Source organism: Janibacter sp. YB324, from assembly GCF_014217915.1.
GTDB lineage: Bacteria > Actinomycetota > Actinomycetes > Actinomycetales > Dermatophilaceae > Janibacter > Janibacter indicus.
In genome coordinates, this window is sequence record NZ_CP060120.1 from 750,783 (window position 1) to 770,235 (window position 19,453).

Here is a 19,453-nt window from a genome sequence, read left to right on the forward strand (position 1 = left end):
GGTCTGCCCCGTTCGTTCACGTAGAGTTTCATCTCGCAAGACACCGACGCGGGGTGGAGCAGTTCGGTAGCTCGCCGGGCTCATAACCCGGAGGTCGCGGGTTCAAATCCCGCCCCCGCTACCACTCCGAGAGGCCCTCGACCAGCAGGTCGAGGGCCTCTCGCATGTCCGGGTCCCTTCGAGACGGCCGCGGGCGGCGGGGCGTGCCGGACACGGTGCGCCGAACGTTCACCTTCGTGGGGGATCCTTCTCGCCGTGACCACGCCACCGGCCCTGCTCCCTTCGCTCCTCGCGAGTGACCGCGCGCCCGCGCCCCGCACGCTCGTCGACATCTTCATGGGCGTCGTCGCGGAACACCCCGACGCGCCGGCCGTCGACAGCGGCCAGGAGATGCTCACCTATGCCGAGCTGGCCGAGGCCGCGACGGCGCTCGCCGAGTCGCTCGCGGAGCTGGGCATCGGGCCGGGGGACAAGGTCGGGGTGCGCATCCGCTCCGGCTCGACCGACCTCTACGTCGCGATCATCGGCACGATACTCGCGGGCGCCGCCTACGTGCCCGTCGACGCCGACGACCCTGACGAGCGGGCCCGGGTGGTCTTCGAGGAGTCGGCGGCCGCCGCGATCATCGGCAACGATCTCGTGGTCACGACCACCGCTGTGGGACAGGGGCGCTCGCCGATCGAGCCCGCGCCGCCAGGGACCGACGACGACGCCTGGGTGATCTTCACCTCCGGGTCCACCGGCAAGCCGAAGGGGGTGGCCGTCACCCACCGCAATGCCGCCGCCTTCGTCGACGCCGAGTCGCGGATGTTCCTCGTCGACGACCCGATCGGGCCGGGGGACCGGGTCATGGCCGGTCTGTCGGTGGCCTTCGACGCCAGCTGTGAGGAGATGTGGCTCGCCTGGGCCTACGGCGGCTGCCTCGTGCCCGCGCCGCGCTCGCTCGTGCGCTCCGGGGTCGACGTCGGGCCCTGGCTCGTCGCCAACGAGATCACCATCGTCTCGACCGTGCCCACCCTCGTCGCACTGTGGCCGCCGAGCTCGCTGGAGCGGGTCCGGCTGCTCATCATGGGCGGCGAGGCCTGCCCGCCGGAGCTCGCCTCCCGGCTGCAGCGCGAGGGGCGCGAGGTGTGGAACACCTACGGCCCCACCGAGGCCACCGTCGTCGCCTGCGGCGCCATGCTCGACGGCACCGACGCGGTGCGCATCGGGCTGCCCCTCGACGGCTGGGACCTCGCGGTCGTCGACGGCGCGGGCCACCCGGTCGCCGAGGGCGAGTCGGGCGAGCTGATCATCGGCGGGGTCGGTCTGGCCCGCTACCTCGACCCGGCCAAGGACGCGGAGAAGTACGCGCCCATGCCCACCCTCGGCTGGGAGCGCGCCTACCGCTCCGGCGACGTCGTGCGCAACGACCCGGCCGGTCTCGTCTTCGCCGGTCGCGCCGACGACCAGATCAAGCTCGGCGGACGACGCATCGAACTTGGCGAGATCGACGAGCAGCTGCTGCGGCTGCCCGGCGTGGTCTCCGCCGCGGCCGCCGTGCGCTCGACCGCCGCGGGCAACAAGCTGCTCGTCGGCTACCTGACGACCGACGCGAGCTTCGATGCGCCGCACGCCCGCGACCTGCTGCGCGAGCGGATGCCCGCGGCCCTCGTCCCGCGCCTGGCCGTCGTCGACGAGCTGCCCACCCGCACCTCCGGCAAGGTCGACCGCGACGCCCTCTTGTGGCCCCTGCCCACCACCGACACCCCGGCGAAGGGAGAGCTCGGCGAGACCGCGCAGTGGGTCGCCGGCATCTGGGCCGAGGTCATCGGGGCCGACGTGAGCGACCCGGCGGACGACTTCTTCGACCTCGGGGGCGGCTCGCTCACCGCTGCCCAGGTGGTCAGCCGGCTGCGTGAGCGCACCCCCGAGACGACGGTCGGCGACCTCTACGCCCACCCGACCCTCGGCGACCTCGCTGCGTGGCTCGACGAGGCGGCCGCCGCCTCGACGATGGTGCGCACCAACCGCAAGGTGCGCCCGATCCGCACGAAGACCCAGGTGGCGCAGCTCGTCGGGATGATCCCCCTTCGCGCGCTCGCCGGCATGCGGTGGCTCGCCTGGCTCGTGCTCGGCTCGACCATCGGCCACCTCGCGCTGCCGTGGCTGCCGAGCTTCCCGCTCTGGCTCGTCGTGCCGATGGCGGCCCTCTTCCTCACCGGCCCCGGCCGCATGGTGCTCGCGGCCGGCCTGGCCCGGCTCGTCCTGCGCGGGGTGACCCCCGGCTCGCACCCGCGCGGCGGCAAGGTGCACCTGCGGCTCTGGCTCGCTGCCCGCACCCAGGACGAGCTCGCGGCGGCGGCCCTGTCCGGGGCGGTCTGGTTCCGCTGGTATGCAAGGCTGCTCGGCGCGAGGATCGGTGAGGGCGTCGACCTGCACGCCCTGCCGCCGGTCACCGGCTGGCTCGACGTCGGCGCGGGAGCGGCCATCGAGCCCGAGGTCGACCTCGTCGGCTACTGGATCGACGGTGACCGCGTGCACGTCGGTCCGATCACCGTCGGCGAGCACGCCCGCATCGGTGCCCGCAGCACCCTCTCGCCGGGCGCTGTCGTCGGCCGCGCCGCCGAGGTCGCCCCCGGCTCGCACGTCCTCGGCAGCGTGACGGCGGGGGAGTTCTGGTCCGGCTCGCCGGCCGAGCGGCAGGCCCCGGCTCGTGGCCCGTGGTCGCGCGAGGACGCACCGGCCCCGCGCCGCTGGCTCGTCGGCATGGGGCTGATCGCCCCGCTCGTCGCGAGCCTTCCCGGTGTGGCCACGCTCGTCGGCGGCCTCGTCCTGTGGCCGGCCGCTTCGGGGGCCGACTCGCTCGGCGAGGCGGTGCGCGCCGCGCTGCCGTGGCTGCCGCTGGCCGCCGTCGTCGGGTTCATCGCGCTCGCCCTGCTCGTCCTCGGTCTCACCCGGCTGCTCGGCAGCCGGATCGAGCCCGGTCACTTCCCTGTGCGCTCCTTGCAGGGGCTGGCGATCATCTACACGGTGCGCCTGCTCGACGAGGCGCGCGAGTGGCTCTTCCCGATCTACTCCAGCGCCCTGACCCCGACCTGGCTGCGGCTGCTCGGCGCCCGCGTCGGCGAGGGCGTCGAGGCCTCGACGGTGCTGCTCGTGCCCAAGCTCGTGAGGGTCGGCAACCACGCCTTCCTCGCCGACGACACGCTCATCGGCTCCTACGAGCTCGGTGGCGGCTGGGTGCGCGTCGAGCGGGTCAAGGTCGGCAAGCGGGCCTTCGTCGGCAACTCCGGCATGCTCGCTCCCGGACGCCGGGTGCCCAAGCGCTCGCTCGTCGCCGTCCTCTCGGCGGCGCCGCAGCGGACCAAGGCCAAGGCGGGCGCCTCGTACATCGGCTCGCCCCCGCGCAAGCTGCGGCGCACCGCCGACGAGCAGGACGCGAGCCGCACCTACGACCCGCCGACCCGGCTCAAGGTCCTGCGGTCGGTCGTCGAGCTCTGCCGCGTCGTACCCCTCGTCTGCAGCGTCGCGCTGCACGTCGGTGTCGGCGTGACCCTGCTGGCGCTCCTCGACAGGTCGGTGTGGGTCGCCGTGCTGCTCGCCGGCCCGGTCCTGCTCGTCGCCGGTCACCTCGCCGCCGGCGTCACCCTCGTCGCCAAGTGGCTGCTCGTCGGCCGCCACCGTGCCGGGGACCACGAGCTGTGGACCTCCTTCGTCTGGCGCAACGAGCTCGCCGACACCTTCACCGAGATGCTCGCCGCCCCCTGGTTCGCCCGGATCACCACCGGGACGCCGGCGCTCAACGCCTGGCTACGGCTCATGGGCAGCAAGGTCGGCGAGGGCGTCTGGTGCGACACCTACTGGCTCCCCGAGAGCGACCTCGTCGAGCTCGGCGACGGCTCGACGGTCAACCACGGCTGCGTCGTCCAGACCCACCTCTTCCACGACCGGGTCCTGCAGATGGACAAGGTCGTCCTCGAGGCAGGTGCGACCCTCGGGCCCAACAGCGTCATCCTCCCTTCGTCCAGTGTCGGCCGTGACGCGACCGTCGGACCCGCGTCCCTCGTCATGCGCGGCGAGGGCGTACCGTCACGCACACGCTGGATCGGCAACCCGATCGGTCCGTGGGAGGAAGAGGAGCAGTGAGGCAGCAGCACGCGGGCACCGACGACTACGTCCCCGGCCACGGCGACGCGTCCTTCAGCGTCGAGCACTACGACCTGGAGCTCGACTACAAGGTCGCCGGCAACCGGCTCTCCGGTGAGGCGACGCTGCGCTGCCGCGCGCTCGCGCCGATCAGCCGGCTCGAGCTGGACCTGCACGCACTCAAGGTCGCTCGCGTCCACGTCGACGGGACGAGCGCGCGCTACTCGCACCGCGGTGACCGTCTGGCGGTGACCCTCGGGCGCACCGTCCCCGAGGGTGAGAGCGTCGAGGTGCGGGTGCGCTACGCCGGCACGCCCAAGCAGGTGCGCAGCCGCCGGCACGGACAGGCCGGCTGGGAGGAGCTGAGCGACGGGGTCATCGTCGCCGCCCAGCCGCACGGCGCGCCCTCGTGGTTCCCGTGCAACGACCGGCCCGACGACAAGGCGACCTACCGGATCGCCCTCACGACCGACCGCGACTACCACGTGGCCGTCGCCGGCGAGCTCGTCGACCGCACGACCCGGGGCAGCTCCACGACGTGGACCTATGCCCAGGACGACCCGATGACGACCTACCTGGCGACCGTGCAGATCGGCCGCTACGAGGTCATCGACCAGCCCGGCGCGCCCGTCCCCGTGCGGGTCGTCGCGCCGGCGTCGCGGCCGCAGGCGGGCTTCGAGGCGGCCTTCGGGATGCAGCCGCAGATGCTCGGCTTCTTCGCGGAGACCTTCGGCGACTACCCCTTCGCGTCGTACACCGCCGTGATCACTGACGACGACCTCGAGATCCCGCTGGAGTCGCAGGGCCTGTCGACCTTCGGGCGCAACTTCATGCGTGACGACTGGGAGTGCATCCGGCTCGTCGCCCACGAGCTGAGCCACCAGTGGTGGGGCAACTCGGTCACTCTCGGGCACTGGCGCGACATCTGGCTGCACGAGGGCTTCGCCTGCTACTCCGAGTGGCTGTGGTCGGAGCGGATCGGCCTGATGACCGTGGGCGAGCGGGCCGAGGTGCACCACGAGCGGGTGCGCACCGACGACGGCGACGAGCTGCTCCTCGGCGACCCCGGGCCGGACCTGATGTTCGACGACCGGGTCTACAAGCGGGGCGCGCTCACCCTGCACGCGCTGCGGCGGCGGATCGGCGACGCCCGCTTCTTCGAGGTGCTGCGCACCTGGTGCGAGGAGCACCAGTTCGGCACCGTGACGACGGCGATGTTCGTCGAGCACGCCGAGCGGGTCTCCGGCGAGGACCTCGGCGAGCTCTTCGAGGCCTGGCTCTACACCGTCGAGCTGCCGCCGCTGCCGGACTGACCGGCGGTCGGTGGGAGCACGACGGCCGCGGCGGCCAGGCCAGGTGGGGCCACGAGGTCGACGACGGGCCAGTCGGCGCAACGGATCTGGCCCATCGGGGTGCGTAGGCCGGTGCCCAGTGCCTTGAGGATCGCCTCCTTGCGGCACCACATCGCTGCCCGCTCGGCGGGGGAGTCCGCCCGCTCGCCCGGGTGCAGCACGAGGTCGGGGTCCCAGCGGGCGTCGACGGCGGCGATCTCCTCGACGTCGACGCCAACCGGCCGAAGGGGGTCGACCGCCGTCACCACGACGTCGCCGCAACGGGCCAGGCTGACGTGCGGGCGGCTGCCGTCGGCCAGGCGGGCCCACGGGCGGCCGTGGCGGTCGGACCCGCAGGCGGGGCAGTGTCGGCCGGTGGTGGTCTCGAGGCTCGCAAGCTCGCACCTCGACCAGCGGAGCAGGTGGGTGCGCAGGGCGGCGTCGGTGGGGTCCGGGGCCGACCACCCCGAGACGTCGTGCCACTGGATGTCCACGGGCTGAGGCTAGGCTCCGGGTCTGCATTGCCCTACGGCAATGCGGCCTCGAGCTGCATTGCCGTAGGGCAATGCAGGCTCGAGCCGCACGACCTCAAGGACATGCGAAGGGGGGAGGTGGCGCCCGTTATCAGGTCCGGGGTGGTTGTGGGGCACGATTTCTCCCTTCGCCATGGGCTGGGCCACAATGGAAGGCGTGAGCGCTAACTCTGGCAAGCACCGCGTCGTCATCATCGGATCCGGCTTCGGCGGCCTCTTCGCCGCGAAGTCCCTGAGCGGCAAGGACGTCGAGGTCACCCTCATCTCGCGCACCGGCCACCACCTCTTCCAGCCGCTGCTCTACCAGGTGGCCACGGGCATCCTCTCCGAGGGCGACATCGCTCCGGCGACCCGCGACATCCTCGCCCGCGACAAGAACGTCCGCACGATCCTCGGCGACGTCCACGAGATCGACATCGAGGCGCGCACCGTCACCTCCCGCTCGCTGAGCCAGGAGACGGTCACGCCCTACGACAGCCTGATCATCGCCGCCGGTGCCGGACAGTCGTACTTCGGCAACGACCACTTCGCCCGCTACGCGCCGGGCATGAAGGACATCGACAACGCCCTCGAGCTGCGCGGCCGCATCTTCGGCGCCTTCGAGCTGGCCGAGACCACGACCGACCCCGAGGACCGCGAGCGGCTGCTCACCTTCGTCGTCGTCGGCGCCGGCCCGACCGGTGTCGAGATGGCCGGCCAGATCGCCGAGCTGTCGCACAAGACCCTCGCCCACGAGTTCCGCTGCATCAACCCCCGCGACGCGCGCGTCATCCTGCTCGACGGCGCCGACCAGGTGCTGCCATCCTTCGGAGACCGCCTCGGCGGCAAGACCCGGGCCAGCCTCGAGAAGCGCGGCGTCGAGGTCCAGCTCGGGGCCATGGTCACCGACGTCGACGGCAGCGGCATCGACGTCAAGTACAAGGACGGCTCCACCCAGCGCATCGAGGCCATGACCAAGGTCTGGGCCGCCGGTGTCGCCGCCTCGCCGCTCGGCAAGCTCGTCGCCGAGCAGGCCGGTGCCGAGATCGACCGCGCCGGGCGCGTCCAGGTCGAGGAGGACCTGACCCTCAAGGGTCACCCGGAGATCTTCCTCGTCGGCGACATGATCAACCTCAAGGGCTACCCGGGCGTCGCCCAGCTGGCGATCCAGGGCGGCCGCTACGCGGCCAAGGAGATCCTCGGGCGCCTCGAGGGCAAGGAGCCGCAGGCCCCCTTCGTCTACAAGGACAAGGGCTCGATGGCGACGATCTCGAAGTACTCCGCCGTCGCGAGCATCGGCAAGATCAAGCTCACCGGCTTCATCGCCTGGCTCGCCTGGCTGGCCGTGCACCTCATGGCGATGGTCGGCTTCAAGAACCGCGTCTCCACGCTGCTCAACTGGATCATCACCTTCGTCGGCAACAACCGCAACGAGCGTGCGACGACGATGCAGCAGGTCTTCGCCCGCCGGGCCATCGAGGACCTCGGCGAGAACGCCTTCCCCGAGCTGCCGCGCACCGGTGAGCAGGAGCAGCGGCGCGAGGCCTCCTGACGGCTGACGGGACTCCTCCCGGGCGCGCGTCGTAGGGTGCGTCCATGCCCTTGGACTTCACCCTCGAGGACCACACCCTCCCCAACGGCCTGCGCGTCGTCGTGCAGCCGGACGACACGACCCCGACCGTCACGGTCAACCTGTGGGTCGGGGTCGGATCACGTCACGAGGAGCCCGGGCGCACCGGCTTCGCGCACCTCTTCGAGCACCTGATGTTCCAGGGCAGCGCGCACGTGGCCAACGGCGAGCACTTCCAGGCGCTCATGGGCGTCGGCGGTCGGCTCAACGCCACGACGTGGTTCGACCGGACCAACTACTTCGAGACGATCCCCTCGGGGGCGCTCGAGCTGGCGCTGTGGCTCGAGGCCGACCGGCACGCCAACCTCTTGGCCGCGGTCAACCAGGCCAACCTCGACAACCAGCGCGACGTGGTCAAGGAGGAGAAGCGCCAGCGCTACGACAACCAGCCCTACGGCCAGGCGCTGACCCGCGTCTACGCGACGGTCTTCCCGCAGGGGCACCCCTACCACCACCCGACGATCGGGTCGATGGAGGACCTCGACGCCGCGTCCGTGCAGGACGTCCACGACTTCTTCGCCCGGCACTACGCCCCCGACAACACCGTCCTGACGATCGTCGGTGACGTGGCCGCCGAGCGGGCGCTCGAGCTGGCCGAGCGCTACTTCGGGCACATCACCCACCGGGCCGAGCCGCGACGGGCGCCGGTCCCGCCCCTGCCGCCGCTGCCGGAGCCGCTGCGGGAGGAGGTCGTCGACGAGGTGCCCAACGACCGGATCCACCTGGCCTTCCGGCTCCCTGCCGAAGGGGGTGACACCCGTGACGATTTCCTCGCCGCCTCGATGGCCCTGGACTGCCTCGGCGGGCTGAGCTTCTCGCCGCTGGAGCAGCGCCTCGTGCGTGAGGAGCAGGTGGCCAACAGCGTCGACGTCGGGGCGATGGGCTTCGTCGACGGCGTCTCGCTCGGGCTGGTCGTCGTCGACGTCGCCGAGGGCGTCGACACCGATGCGCTCGAGGAGCGGGTGTGCGCCGAGCTGAGCGCCTTTGCCGACGAGGGGCCGACGCCCGAGCAGATGGAGGCGGTGCGCGCGCAGGCCGAGCGCGCCTGGCTGTCGGCGCTCGCGGCCAAGGACGAGCGGGCCGACCTCATCGGGCACTACACCTGCCTGCACGACGACCCGGGCTTCATCAACACCTTCCTCGACCGGCTGGCCGAGGTGACGCCGCAGCAGGTGCAGGCAGCCGCCGACCGGTGGCTGCGGCCGCAGAGTCGAGCCGCCGTCGTCTACCGGGCGGCCCAGGAGCAGGAGGAGGTCGCGTGAGCGAGGTCGAGAGCACGAGCACGCCGGCGGGAGCCGGCACGCCGGCGGGCACCGGCGCGGCGCCGGTCGTCGCGCGGCCGGAGGTCGCGGCGCCGGGGGAGTGGGCCTTCCCCGAGCCGCGCGAGGTCGACCTGCCCAACGGCATCCGGGCGCTCGTCCACGACGTCCCCGGCCAGTACGTCATCTCGGTGCGGGTCACCGTGCCGGCAGCCCTGCGGCACGAGCCGCGCGAGGTCGAGGGCGTCGCGTGGATCATGGCGCGGCTGCTCGACGAGGGCACGAGCACGCACGGGCAGCGCGAGCTGTCGGAGCTGCTCGAGCGGCGCGGCATCGCGCTCGGCGCCGGCATGAGCGAGGCGGCGCTGGGCGTCGACCTCGACGTGCCCCAGCGCTTCCTGCCCGAAGCCCTCGAGCTGCTCACCGAGTGCCTGTCCGAGCCGATCTTCGAGGAAGGCGAGGTCGCCCGGGTGGTCCGCACCCGGCTGGCCGAGATCGAGCAGGAGCGGGCCTCCGCCGGGCGCCGCGCCTTCAAGGAGTGGGCGGCGACCTACTACGACGCCGACACCCGGGCCAGCCGGCCCGCGTCCGGCTCGCACGAGACGGTCGCGGCGATCCGTCGCGATCACGTCGTCGACTACCACGCCACCCACGTGCACCCCGAGGGCTCGACGGTGGTCGTCGCCGGTGACCTCACGGGGGTCGATGTCGACGCGCTGCTCGCCGCGACGATCGGCGCGTGGGACACGCCCGGCCGTGCCGTCTCGACCGACCGCGCGCCCGCGCCGCGAGCCGACGACGCCGCACGCGTGGTGCTCGTCGACCGGCCCGGCTCCGTGCAGTCGGAGATCCTCATCGGCGGGCCCGGCCCGGACCGACGGGTCGACTCGGGGTGGGCCCCCTTCCCCGTCCTGGCGTGGGTCGTCGGCGGTGCACCCAATGCCCGCATCGACCAGGTGCTGCGCGAGGACAAGGGCTACACCTACGGCATCCGTTCAGGCTTCCGGCCGCGTCAGGTCGGCTCGGCCTTCACGGTCTCCGGGTCGGTGCGGGCCGACTCGACGGTCGACTCCCTTCGCCTGCTCTCGCAGATCCTCACCGGGGTCGGGGAGGGCTTCACCGAGGACGAGACCCGGGCCGGCGTCGACTTCATGACGCTCACGGCGCCGGGGCGCTACGACACCGCCGACGCGATCGCCGACGAGACGAGCGGGCTGGCCGGCGACAACCTGCCGCTGAGCTTCACGAGCGACATGATCGCCGCGATGCGCGAGCTGACCCCTGCCGACCTCGACGCCGCGTGGCGCGACCACGTGCGGCCCGAGTGGACCATCGTCGTCGTCGGCGACGCCGCGCTCTACCGCGACGAGGTCGAGGAGCTCGGGCTCGGGCCGGTGACCGTCGTCCCGAACTGACCCGTGGACGAGGGGTTGTGTGTTGAACCGGTAGCCCTGGCTGCCGGCAGCCTCTGACGAGGCTCGCCGGCAGGCTGGACTCCTACTTCAACACACAACCATGTGGAGCCTCTCGAGGTTGTCCACACATCTCGCGGGCCCGTGGAAGGCAGCGCTCGCTCCGGCTGTGCTGGCGGGATGATCTATACGAGCCGCCAGATCCACGACCGGGTCACTGCACGCGAGATCCCGCGCGTCCTGGGCCGCGGCGAGCTGGTCCGCGCAGGCCGCTACTACGTCACACCCGACACGGACGAAGGGGTGCGCGCAGCACTGGCGCTGGGCCTGCGCCCGACCTGTGTCACGGCGGCCCGGGAGCACGGGCTGTGGGTGCCGCCCGTAGCCGGGCTGCACGTCTACACGAGGCGCGGGAGCCCGAGGGCGGGGTGGGTCGGCCACGGGTGGCATCCTTCGTGGCCGGAGTCGAGTCCGATCGCCTCGCCTCGGCTGCTGCTCGAGCACGCCATCAGATGCCTCGACCCGCTCGAGGTCGGCATCCTGGCCGACAGCGCCCTGTACAACGAGTTGGTGGACCAGGACACCGTGGCTGAGCTCGCCGCGACTGCGCCACGCGCCGTGCGACGGGTCCTCGAGCGGGCATCCGGCAAGGCCCAGTCGGGGACGGAGAGCAAGGTCAGGCTCTTCCTGCTGCTCCACAACGTCAGGGTCACCCCGCAGGTGAAGATTCCGGGAGTCGGCTTCGTGGACAATCTCGCGGGCCGACGGTGGATCATCGAGTGCGACAGCCGCCAGCACCACACGGGCAAGGACACCTACGCCAAGGACCGGGCGCGTGATCTGCGAGCCCTCGAGCTGGGCTACTTCACGACCCGGCTGACGCACGAGATGACCTTCGCCGGCTGGGCGAGGACGTCGGCCACCCTGCTAGAGGTGATCCGGTCCGGTCGACACCTGGATCCGCCGGACCGCTGGGCCCTCTGAGCATGGTTGTGTGTTGAACCAGTCGTTCTGTGTGCCGGGAGGCTCTGGTGAGGCTCGCCGGCTGGCTGGACTACCACTTCAACGCACAGCCAGCGGGCGGATCGCGCCCGGGCGGCCCGGCCGGGTCAGGCGTCAGGCGCCAGCCGGCGCAGGACCTCGTCGTGGAGCAGGCCGTTGGAGGCGAGGGCATTGCCGCCCCAGGGGCCGGGGGCCCCGTCGAGCGAGGTGAAGCGGCCACCGGCCTCCTCGACGATGGCCACGAGCGCGGCCATGTCGTAGAGCTCCAGCTCGGGCTCGGCGGCGAGGTCGACCGCGCCCTCGGCGACGAGCATGTAGGACCAGAAGTCCCCGTAGGCCCGCGTGCGCCACAGGTCGGACGTGAGGTTGAGGAAGTTGCGGGCCCGGCCGAGCGCGCGCCAGCCGTCGAGCGAGCTGTAGGACAGCGATGCGTCGGCCACCTGCGAGACCCGCGAAACGTGGATCTGCTTGGCCTGGGCGAGGGAGCGGCCGGTCCAGGCGCCGGCGCCCTTCGCCGCCCACCAGCGTCGGCCGAGGGCGGGGGCCGCGACGAGCCCGACGACGCAGTCCTCGCCGTCGACGAGCCCGATGAGGGTGGCCCAGACGGGGACGCCGCGGACGTAGTTCTTCGTGCCGTCGATCGGGTCGATGATCCAGCGGCGCTGCGAGTTGCCGGAGCTGCCGAACTCCTCGCCCAGCACGGCGTCCCGCCCGCGAGAACGAGCCAGCTGCGCGCGGATCGCCTCCTCGCAGGAGCGGTCGGCGTCGCTGACGGGCGTCAGGTCGGGCTTGGACTCGACGACGAGGTCGGCCGCCTGGAAGCGGGCCATGGTGATCCGCTCGACCTGGTCGGCCAGCACGTGGGCCAGGCGCAGGTCATCGGCGTAGGGGGAGCTGTCGGCCATCCGGTCAACGTACCCGCACCGGCGGCCCCGGCGGGGGACCGGGTCAGCGCTCGTCCGACTCGCCGGACCGCGCCCGCAGCAGACGACGAAGGGAGTCCAGCCGCTGCTCCCCGCCCGGCCCGGCGTGCCCCGCGGCGACCCAGGCGTCAAGGGCGCAGTCCGGTTCGTCGTGGGTGCAGCCACGCGGGCAGCCCTCGTCGGCGCCCTCGGCCAGCTCGGGGAAGTGCCCGATGATCCGGTCCGGATCGACGTGCGCCAGCCCGAAGGAGCGAATGCCCGGGGTGTCGATGATCCAGCCCGCAGCGTCCGGGTCCACCGGCTCGGCCTCCTGGGCCCGCACGTCCTCACGGTCGTGCGAAGGGGGGAGAGGCGGCAGTCGCAGGCCGAGGGCGCTGGTCGAGGTGTGCCGGCCCCGGCCGGTGACGTCGTTGACGTGCCCGGTGGCCCGGTCGGCGTCGGGGCACAGCGCGTTGACCAGGGTCGACTTGCCGACGCCCGAGTGCCCGACGAGCACCGAGACGCGGCCGGCGAGGCGACGGCGCAGCTCGGCCAGCCCTTCGCTGCCCTCGGTGAGCACCGAGGTGACGACGTGCGGCACGTCGAGGGGGGCGTACTGCGCGAGGAAGTCCTCGGCGGAGGCGAGGTCGGACTTGGTGAGCACGAGCAGCGGGTCCATGCCGGCGTCGTAGGCCGCGACGAGGCAGCGGTCGATGAGGCGCGGGCGCGGCTCGGGGTCGGCGAGGGCGGCCACGACGACGAGCTGGTCGGCGTTGGCGACGATGACCCGCTCGACGGGGTCGGTGTCGTCGGCGGTGCGCCGCAGCACGGTGGCCCGCTCCTCGATGCGCACGATCCGAGCGAGGGCGTCGGGTACACCCGAGGTGTCACCGACCATCGCGACCCGGTCGCCGACGACGACGGGGGAGCGGCCGAGCTCGCGGGCGCGCATCGCGATGACCACGCGCTCGGGCAGGCCCTCGCCGGCGGGCACGAGCGTCGTCCACCGACCCCGGTCGACGGCGGTCACCCGGCCGACGATCGCGTCCTCGTGCTTGGGGCGGTCCTTGGTCCGTGGCCGGGAGCCGCGGCGGTTGGGGCGCACGCGGACGTCGGACTCGTCCCAGCTGCGCGCGGACCGGCTCATCAGCCCTCCGACGCCTCGAGCATGCCCTGCCACAGGTCGACGAAGCGCGGCAGCGTCTTGCCGACCGTCGCCGGGTCCTCGATGACCGTGCCGGGGGCACGCAGGGCGAGGACCGCTCCGGCCATGACCATGCGGTGGTCGGCATAGGTGTGGAAGGTGCTGGGGCGCAAGGGTGCCGGGTCGATCCGCAGCCCGTCGTCGAGCTCGGTGACCTCGACGCCCATGCCGCCCAGCTCCCGCGAGAGAGCGCTGATCCGGTCGGTCTCGTGCCCGCGGATGTGGGCGACCCCGCGGATGATCGACGGCCCGTCGGCGCACGCCGCGACGGCGGCGACGACCGGCGTCAGTTCGGCGGCGTCGTGCAGGTCGACGTCGATGCCGCTGGGGTGACCGTCGCCGGCGACAGTGAGCGTGCGGGAGTCGAGGCTGACCTCGGCGCCCATCCGGTCGAGGACGTCGCGGATCATGTCGCCGGCCTGGGTCGTGTGGCCCGGCCAGTCCGGGACCGACACCCGGCCCCCGGCGACGAGCGCGGCGGCGAGGAAGGGCGCGGCATTGGACAGGTCGGGCTCGACGGTCACGTCGAGCGGCAGCAACTCGCCCGGCTCGACCCGCCAGGTGTTGGCCTCGGAGTCGTCGACCGCGGCGCCGGCGTCACGCAGCGTCTCGACGGTCATCTCGACGTGGGGCAGCGAGGGCAGCGGCTTGCCGTCGTGGACGACCGTCACGCCCTCGTCGAAGAGCGACCCGGCGAGCAGCAGGGCGGAGACGAACTGGGAGGACGCGGAGGCGTCGATCACGACCCGCCCACCCCGCACGGAGCCCGTTCCCTCCACGACGAAGGGGAGGGTGCCTCTCCCTTCGTCCTCGACGGTGACGCCGAGGTCCCGCAGCGCGTCGATGATCGCGGCCATGGGGCGCACCCGTGCGTGCTCGTCGCCGTCGAAGGTCACCGGACCGCTGGCCAGTGCCGCGACCGGGGGCAGGAAGCGCATGACCGTGCCGGCGAGGCCGCAGTCGACGGTGCGGCCGCCGCGCAGGGTCGCGGGGTGGATGATCCAGTCGGGGGAGCCGGAGGCCGTGGACGTGGCGTCGTCGATGCTCGCGCCGAGCTGGCGCAGCGCCTGGGCCATGAGCTCGGTGTCCCGGGAGCGAAGGGGGCGTCGCAGGCGGGAGATGTCGGAGGCGAGGGCCGCGAGGACGAGGTAGCGGTTGGTGAGGGACTTGCTCCCCGGCAGCGTCACGGTCGCGTCGAGGCGACCGGACGCTGCCGGGGCATGCCAATCAGGACTGGTCATCGCCGGTCAGGACACCGCCTGCTTCGCCTGGAGGGCGGCGAGCTTGGCCTCGCGGGCCGCGGACTTGCGGGCCTGGCGGGCGGTGCGCTCGATGCCTTCGCCGGCGAGCTTGGCGCGGTAGGCGACGCCGGGCTTGCCCTCGGTGTCGACCGCGGCGAGGATCAGCCCGCCCATGAGGCTGACGTCCTTGATGAACTGGGTGAGCTTGCCCGCCTTGGCCTGGGGGTCGGACTCGGCCCAGAAGTTGTGGGTCGCGGTCGTCGGGACCATCGTCCCGAGGAGCAGCGCGGAGGCCAGGCGGGGGGCCTTGCCGGTGGCGAGGAGCGCGCCGCCGGCGACCATCGCGGCGCCGTTGGCGCGCACGAGCAGCTCGGTGTCGTCGGGCAGCTGGGTCTTGGTCGCCAGGGGCTTGGTGACAGGCTCGGCCGCGGGGACGTGGGCACTGGGGTAGCGCAGGGCGTTGATGCCGCCCCAGACGAAGATTCCGGCGAGCATGGGACGGGCGATGCGACGAACGATCATGGGTGATGGCTCCTTGTCGTCGTGTGGTCACCGGGAGTCTCCCGGCGGGTACGCCTCCTACCGTAGTCGGGATCGGCGGTGGGCCTAGTCTCGGAGGGGTGTGCGGACGATATGCGGCCACGGCCAACCCCGACGACCTGATCGAGGAGTTCGAGATCGACGCGGACCGCGTCGGTGAGCCCTCGCGCTCGATCCTCAAGTCGCCCCAGGACCCGCCGGCGGGCACCCCTGACTTCAACATGGCGCCGACCAAGCAGGCTCCGGTCGTCCTCACCCGCGTGCCGAAGGGGGCCCTTCGAGGCTCGGGCCCGGAGGCCCTCGCACCTCACGAACCGGAGGTGGGGGTGCGTCAGCTGCGACTGCTCACCTGGGGTCTCGTGCCGTCGTGGGCGAAGGAGACCAAGGTCGGCCTGCGGATGACCAATGCCCGCGCCGAGACCCTCCTCGACAAGCCGGCCTTCGCCAAGGCGGCGGCCAGCCGCCGGTGCATCGTCCCGGCCGCGGGCTGGTACGAGTGGCAGGTCTCGCCGGTGGCCACGGACGCCAAGGGCAAGCCGCGCAAGCAGCCCTTCTTCATCCACCGCGGCGACGACGCGCCGGTCGCCTTCGCGGGGCTCTACGAGTTCTGGCGCGACCCGGCGGTCGCGGCCGGTGACGACCCCGACGCGTGGCTCACGACCTTCACGATCATCACCACCACGGCGGACCCGGGCATGGACCGCATCCACGACCGGCAGCCGCTCGTGCTCGAGCGCGAGGACTGGGACCGCTGGCTCGACCCGACGCTCACGGACACGGGCGAGGTGGGGGAGCTGCTCTCCTTCGCGCAGCCGGGGCGCTTCGCGGCCCACCCGATCTCGCCGGCCGTCGGCGTCACCCGCAACAACGGCCCCGGCCTGCTCGAGCCGCTCTCCCGCGACCAGCTCGTCGGCGTCGTCGACCCCGAGACCGGCGAGGTGATCAACCCCGATGGTTGAGCTCGAAACCCCCACCGCCCAGGGCCCCGCCCGCGTCCACCTGCACGAGGCGACGGGCACCCCCTTCGGCACGCTGCTGCTCACCCACGGCGCCGGCGGAGGGATCGGTGCCAAGGACCTCTCGGCCATCGCGGCCCGCCTGCCCGAGGCCGGCTGGCAGGTGGCGCTCGTCGAGATGCCGTGGCGGGTCGCGGGCAAGAAGGTCGCGCCCATGCCGCCCAAGCTCGACGCCGCGTGGCGCGAGATCGTCGCGGGTGTGCGGGACTTGCTGGCGGAGCGGGTCGTCTTCGGCGGCCGCAGTGCCGGCGCGCGGGTCGCGTGCCGGCTGGCGGCGGAGCTCGGGGCCGAGGGTGTGCTCGCCTTGAGCTTCCCGCTCGTGCCGCCCGGTAAGGGGCCGGACAAGTCCCGCATCCACGAGCTGCTCCTGCCGGTCGAGGCGGGGCTGCCCGTGCAGGTGGTGCAGGGGGCGAAGGACCCCTTCGGGACGCCGGATGACGTGCGAGCAGCCTTGGGGGACAAGGCTGCCGACGTGCGCGTCGACGAGGCCCCCGGCACCCACTCCTTCACCGGCGGCGGCGCGGTCGCCGACGCCGTGCTCGCGCACTGGACCTGAACTCGCGGGTCGAGGATCGAGGCCCGAAGACGGCGGCTACGGCCCTGACTCGTGCGATGAATCAGCGGGCTCGGCCCGGTCGAATGGCCGGGAAGCACCAGCATGGCCGGGAAATCCGGACATGGCCGAGCTATTGCCCGGCCATCCTCTGTCTTCCCGGCCATCCGCACTCTTCCCGGCCCTGAGCCTGCCTGCCCCTGAGGAGCGGGGCCGCCCGCGGCCGCAGCGTCTCGAAGGAGTCACCGCCCCAGCGCGAGCACCAGGGCGAACACCTCGTCGGGGTCGGCGAGGCGCTCGCCGTAGAGGTCGCGGACCTGGTTCATCCGGTAGCGCACGGTCTGCGGGTGCACGTGCAGCGTCTCGGCGACGAGCTCGCGCCGCCCCTGCAGGAGCAGCCAGGCGCGCAGCGTGTCCTTGAGCCGCTCGGCGGTCTCCTCCGGCAGGTCGGCGAAGGGAGCCAACGTCACCTCGCGCAGGTCGGCCAGGGCAGTCGGGTCGGCGTGGAGGACGAGCTCCGGCAGCACGGCGTCGGTGTCGAGGACACCTGAGCGGCCGAGCGCCACGGCCGAGAGGGCGCGGGCGTAGGACCCGGAGACCTCGGCCCAGGGGCGGGCAGGTCCGACGACCGCGTCGTGCCCCGCGAGGACCTCGAGCAGTCGCGCCCGCGAGCGCCCGCCGCTGTCGGGGACGAGCAGGACGGCGTGGTCGTCGGCGCCGGGCAGGTCCTCGGCGAGGGTCAGCGTGCGCGGGTCGAGCACGCCCGCGGTGGTGAGCACCCGATCGCGCTCGACGAGCACCGCGGTCAGGGTGCGCGGCGGTACCCAGCCGGCCGCGGCGACCGCTTCGTCGAGTGCCGACTCCGGCAGGCCGGTGAGCAGCCCCCGGGTCAGGCGGTCGAGCTGGACGAGGCGCTCGCGCTCTGCGCTGCTCGTCTGCTGGTTGTGCCCGGCGACCGACGCGGCCGACAGCTCGTCGATGTAGGTGAAGACCAGCTCGGCGAAGCGCCCCAGGGTCGCGGCGTCGACCCCGGCCGCGATGGCCTCGACCGACAGCTCGCGCCACGCGGCGCTCGCGCCGACGCGATAGGCGGACAGCAGGGCCTCGACGGGGCGGCCCCGCTGGGCCTCGGCCTGCCCCAGCTCGCGCGCGGCGGCGACACCCACCCCGACGGGGGCGCCCTGCGGGGCCGCGCCCGCCGCGAGCGTGACGAAGCTGGCGAGCGAGACCTGCACCGCCCGCTCGATGATCTTGCCCATCTGCCCCTGGAAGGGCACGTCGTAGGCGGGGACCTGCTGCATGACCTCGGCGACGACGACCGAGGCGACCCTCGGCAGCTGTGCGCGAAGGGCGTCGACGGTCGCCTCGTCGAGCACCAGCCCGGCCGCCTGCCGGGCCGTGCGCCCGGACCCTGCTGCTGCCACTGCCGCTCCCTTCGTCACCGCCCCTCGTCGGTCGCGGTGCGAGGCCGCCCCACCCCGTCGGTCGAGGTGCGAGGCCGCCCGCGGCCGAGCCTCGAGACCCCCTTGTCCCGAGCGAACAAAACCCTGCCCCAAACCCTACCCGCGAAGGACAGCGAGGGGCAGGGGTTGAGCCGAGAGGATGGAGACATGACAGCAACAGCGTCCCGCTACCGCGCCGGGGAGAGCGCGCGCTCGCTTCGCGACACCGCCGCCCGCATCGCCCGCGGCCTGGCCACTCCGGTGATCCCGGAGGACTACCTCGACCTCTTCGCCCCCCTTCGCTCCGGGGCCGACCTGCGCGGCCGGATCGTGGCGATCACGCCCGAGACCCGCGACGCCGCGACGATCACCATCCGCCCCGGCCGCGACTGGCAGGGCCACGCGCCGGGCCAGTACATCCGCGTCGGCGTCGACGTCGACGGCGTGCGCCACTGGCGCGCCTACTCCTTGACCTCCGACACGAGCGCCCGTGACGGCCTGATCTCGATCACCGTCAAGGCGATGCCCGACGGCCTCGTCTCCCAGCACCTCGTCCACCGCGCCACGCCGGGCACGATCATCCAGATCGACCAAGCGAGCGGTGACTTCGTCCTGCCGCAGTCGGTCCCGGCCAAGGTCCTCTTCCTCACCGGCGGCTCCGGCATCACGCCGGTCATGGGCATGCTGCGCAACCACGACTTCGACGGTCTCGACGTCATTCACGCGCACTCCGCGCCGACGGCCGACGACGTGATCTTCGCCCGCGAGCTCGCCGACGCCCCGACCGGCGTGCGCGCCATCGTGCGGCACACCGACGAGGAGGGCATGCTCACCCCCGACGAGCTCGACACCGTCGTCCCCGACTGGCGCGAGCGCGAGACGTGGATCTGCGGGCCCACCCCGATGCTCGACGCCTTCGAGGAGCACTACGCCGCGCACGGCCACACCGAGCTGCTCCACGTGGAGCGCTTCCGGCCGAGCATCGTCGAGGCGGGCGAAGGGGGGACCGCCTCCCTTCGCGTCGGTCCGGAGACGACCACGCTCGACCTCGACGGCGGCACCACCATCCTCGACGCCGCCGAGGACGCCGGCGTCCTCATGCCGAGCGGCTGCCGCATGGGCATCTGCTTCGGCTGCGTCCTGCCCATGACCGACGGCTCCGTGCGCGACCTGCGCACCGGCGAGCTGACCACGACCACGCCCGACGACCCCGCGGTCAAGGTGCAGACCTGCATCTCCGCGGTCGCCGGCTCCTGCACGATCGAGACGACGGAGAGCTGA

The 19,453-nt window shown here is 72.9% G+C and carries 15 protein-coding genes and 1 tRNA gene; 10 read left to right on the top strand and 6 right to left on the bottom strand.

Annotated features, from left to right (window positions below; all coding sequences use genetic code 11):
- Nucleotides 1-47 precede the first annotated feature (47 nt).
- The 3 genes from H7A72_RS03735 (at nucleotide 48) to H7A72_RS03745 (ending at nucleotide 5,441) form a co-directional block, all read left to right on the top strand.
- A tRNA-Met gene (locus H7A72_RS03735) sits at nucleotides 48-124 on the top strand.
- A gap of 131 nt (nucleotides 125-255) precedes the next feature.
- Entirely contained in the window at nucleotides 256-4,128 is a 3,873-nt protein-coding gene (locus tag H7A72_RS03740) for a Pls/PosA family non-ribosomal peptide synthetase (protein ID WP_185221672.1), read from the top strand.
- Nucleotides 4,125-5,441: a M1 family metallopeptidase gene (locus tag H7A72_RS03745; protein WP_185221673.1), complete on the top strand. Its 1,317-nt coding sequence runs from the start codon at nucleotides 4,125-4,127 to the stop codon at nucleotides 5,439-5,441. The genes H7A72_RS03740 and H7A72_RS03745 overlap by 4 nt, the downstream gene beginning before the upstream one ends.
- On the opposite strand, the gene H7A72_RS03750 is transcribed toward H7A72_RS03745, so the two are convergent.
- Nucleotides 5,408-5,953 (bottom strand): 4'-phosphopantetheinyl transferase superfamily protein, encoded by a 546-nt coding sequence (locus H7A72_RS03750; RefSeq protein ID WP_185221674.1) that lies wholly within the window; start codon nucleotides 5,951-5,953, stop codon nucleotides 5,408-5,410. The genes H7A72_RS03745 and H7A72_RS03750 overlap by 34 nt on opposite strands.
- 187 nt (nucleotides 5,954-6,140) lie before the next feature.
- Between H7A72_RS03750 and H7A72_RS03755 the strand changes: the two genes are divergently transcribed.
- From H7A72_RS03755 to H7A72_RS03770, 4 genes are all read left to right on the top strand, one after another.
- Nucleotides 6,141-7,523, top strand: coding sequence for an NAD(P)/FAD-dependent oxidoreductase (locus tag H7A72_RS03755; RefSeq protein ID WP_223277772.1), 1,383 nt, complete (start codon nucleotides 6,141-6,143; stop codon nucleotides 7,521-7,523).
- A 44-nt stretch (nucleotides 7,524-7,567) separates the two neighbouring features.
- Nucleotides 7,568-8,863 carry a pitrilysin family protein gene (locus H7A72_RS03760; protein WP_185221676.1) on the top strand — a complete coding sequence of 432 codons (1,296 nt, stop codon included), beginning with the start codon at nucleotides 7,568-7,570 and terminating at the stop codon, nucleotides 8,861-8,863.
- Nucleotides 8,860-10,275: a pitrilysin family protein gene (locus tag H7A72_RS03765; protein WP_185221677.1), complete on the top strand. Its 1,416-nt coding sequence runs from the start codon at nucleotides 8,860-8,862 to the stop codon at nucleotides 10,273-10,275. The genes H7A72_RS03760 and H7A72_RS03765 overlap by 4 nt, the downstream gene beginning before the upstream one ends.
- Nucleotides 10,276-10,452: 177 nt before the next feature.
- Nucleotides 10,453-11,256, top strand: coding sequence for a hypothetical protein (locus H7A72_RS03770; protein ID WP_185221678.1), 804 nt, complete (start codon nucleotides 10,453-10,455; stop codon nucleotides 11,254-11,256).
- 125 nt (nucleotides 11,257-11,381) lie between these two features.
- On the opposite strand, the gene hisN is transcribed toward H7A72_RS03770, so the two are convergent.
- From hisN to H7A72_RS03790, 4 genes are read right to left on the bottom strand one after another with little or no spacing between them, the layout of a single operon-like run.
- Nucleotides 11,382-12,179, bottom strand: a complete 798-nt coding sequence (gene hisN / locus H7A72_RS03775; protein ID WP_185221679.1) for a histidinol-phosphatase — start codon at nucleotides 12,177-12,179, stop codon at nucleotides 11,382-11,384.
- Nucleotides 12,180-12,222: 43 nt separating this feature from the next.
- A complete protein-coding gene (gene rsgA, locus H7A72_RS03780; RefSeq protein ID WP_185221680.1) occupies nucleotides 12,223-13,323 on the bottom strand; it encodes a ribosome small subunit-dependent GTPase A in 1,101 nt (366 codons plus the stop codon).
- Nucleotides 13,323-14,621 (bottom strand): 3-phosphoshikimate 1-carboxyvinyltransferase, encoded by a 1,299-nt coding sequence (gene aroA, locus H7A72_RS03785; RefSeq protein WP_185221681.1) that lies wholly within the window; start codon nucleotides 14,619-14,621, stop codon nucleotides 13,323-13,325. The genes rsgA and aroA overlap by 1 nt, the downstream gene beginning before the upstream one ends.
- Nucleotides 14,622-14,627: 6 nt before the next feature.
- Nucleotides 14,628-15,143 carry a DoxX family protein gene (locus H7A72_RS03790; protein WP_185221682.1) on the bottom strand — a complete coding sequence of 172 codons (516 nt, stop codon included), beginning with the start codon at nucleotides 15,141-15,143 and terminating at the stop codon, nucleotides 14,628-14,630.
- 98 nt (nucleotides 15,144-15,241) lie between these two features.
- Between H7A72_RS03790 and H7A72_RS03795 the strand changes: the two genes are divergently transcribed.
- Nucleotides 15,242-16,120, top strand: coding sequence for an SOS response-associated peptidase (locus H7A72_RS03795; RefSeq protein WP_185221683.1), 879 nt, complete (start codon nucleotides 15,242-15,244; stop codon nucleotides 16,118-16,120).
- Nucleotides 16,113-16,733, top strand: a complete 621-nt coding sequence (locus H7A72_RS03800; RefSeq protein ID WP_185221684.1) for an alpha/beta family hydrolase — start codon at nucleotides 16,113-16,115, stop codon at nucleotides 16,731-16,733. Before H7A72_RS03795 ends, H7A72_RS03800 begins: the two co-directional genes overlap by 8 nt.
- 239 nt (nucleotides 16,734-16,972) lie before the next feature.
- Here the strand turns inward: H7A72_RS03800 and H7A72_RS03805 are convergent, their stop codons facing one another.
- Complete coding sequence (locus H7A72_RS03805) at nucleotides 16,973-18,154, bottom strand: CdaR family transcriptional regulator (protein ID WP_185221685.1); 1,182 nt, start codon at nucleotides 18,152-18,154, stop codon at nucleotides 16,973-16,975.
- Nucleotides 18,155-18,340: 186 nt separating this feature from the next.
- Here H7A72_RS03805 and H7A72_RS03810 point away from each other — a divergent pair, with 186 nt between their 5' ends.
- Nucleotides 18,341-19,453: a ferredoxin reductase gene (locus tag H7A72_RS03810; RefSeq protein WP_185221686.1), complete on the top strand. Its 1,113-nt coding sequence runs from the start codon at nucleotides 18,341-18,343 to the stop codon at nucleotides 19,451-19,453.

Bases quoted from the DNA above. Each gene is read 5' to 3' on its own strand.
- H7A72_RS03755 (WP_223277772.1), top strand. From the start codon at position 6,141: ATGGAAGGCGTGAGCGCTAACTCTGGCAAGCACCGCGTCGTCATCATC.
- H7A72_RS03760 (WP_185221676.1), top strand. From the start codon at position 7,568: ATGCCCTTGGACTTCACCCTCGAGGACCACACCCTCCCCAACGGCCTG.
- H7A72_RS03770 (WP_185221678.1), top strand. From the start codon at position 10,453: ATGATCTATACGAGCCGCCAGATCCACGACCGGGTCACTGCACGCGAG.
- hisN (WP_185221679.1), bottom strand. From the start codon at position 12,179: ATGGCCGACAGCTCCCCCTACGCCGATGACCTGCGCCTGGCCCACGTG.
- rsgA (WP_185221680.1), bottom strand. From the start codon at position 13,323: ATGAGCCGGTCCGCGCGCAGCTGGGACGAGTCCGACGTCCGCGTGCGC.
- aroA (WP_185221681.1), bottom strand. From the start codon at position 14,621: ATGACCAGTCCTGATTGGCATGCCCCGGCAGCGTCCGGTCGCCTCGAC.
- H7A72_RS03790 (WP_185221682.1), bottom strand. From the start codon at position 15,143: ATGATCGTTCGTCGCATCGCCCGTCCCATGCTCGCCGGAATCTTCGTC.
- H7A72_RS03800 (WP_185221684.1), top strand. From the start codon at position 16,113: ATGGTTGAGCTCGAAACCCCCACCGCCCAGGGCCCCGCCCGCGTCCAC.
- H7A72_RS03810 (WP_185221686.1), top strand. From the start codon at position 18,341: ATGACAGCAACAGCGTCCCGCTACCGCGCCGGGGAGAGCGCGCGCTCG.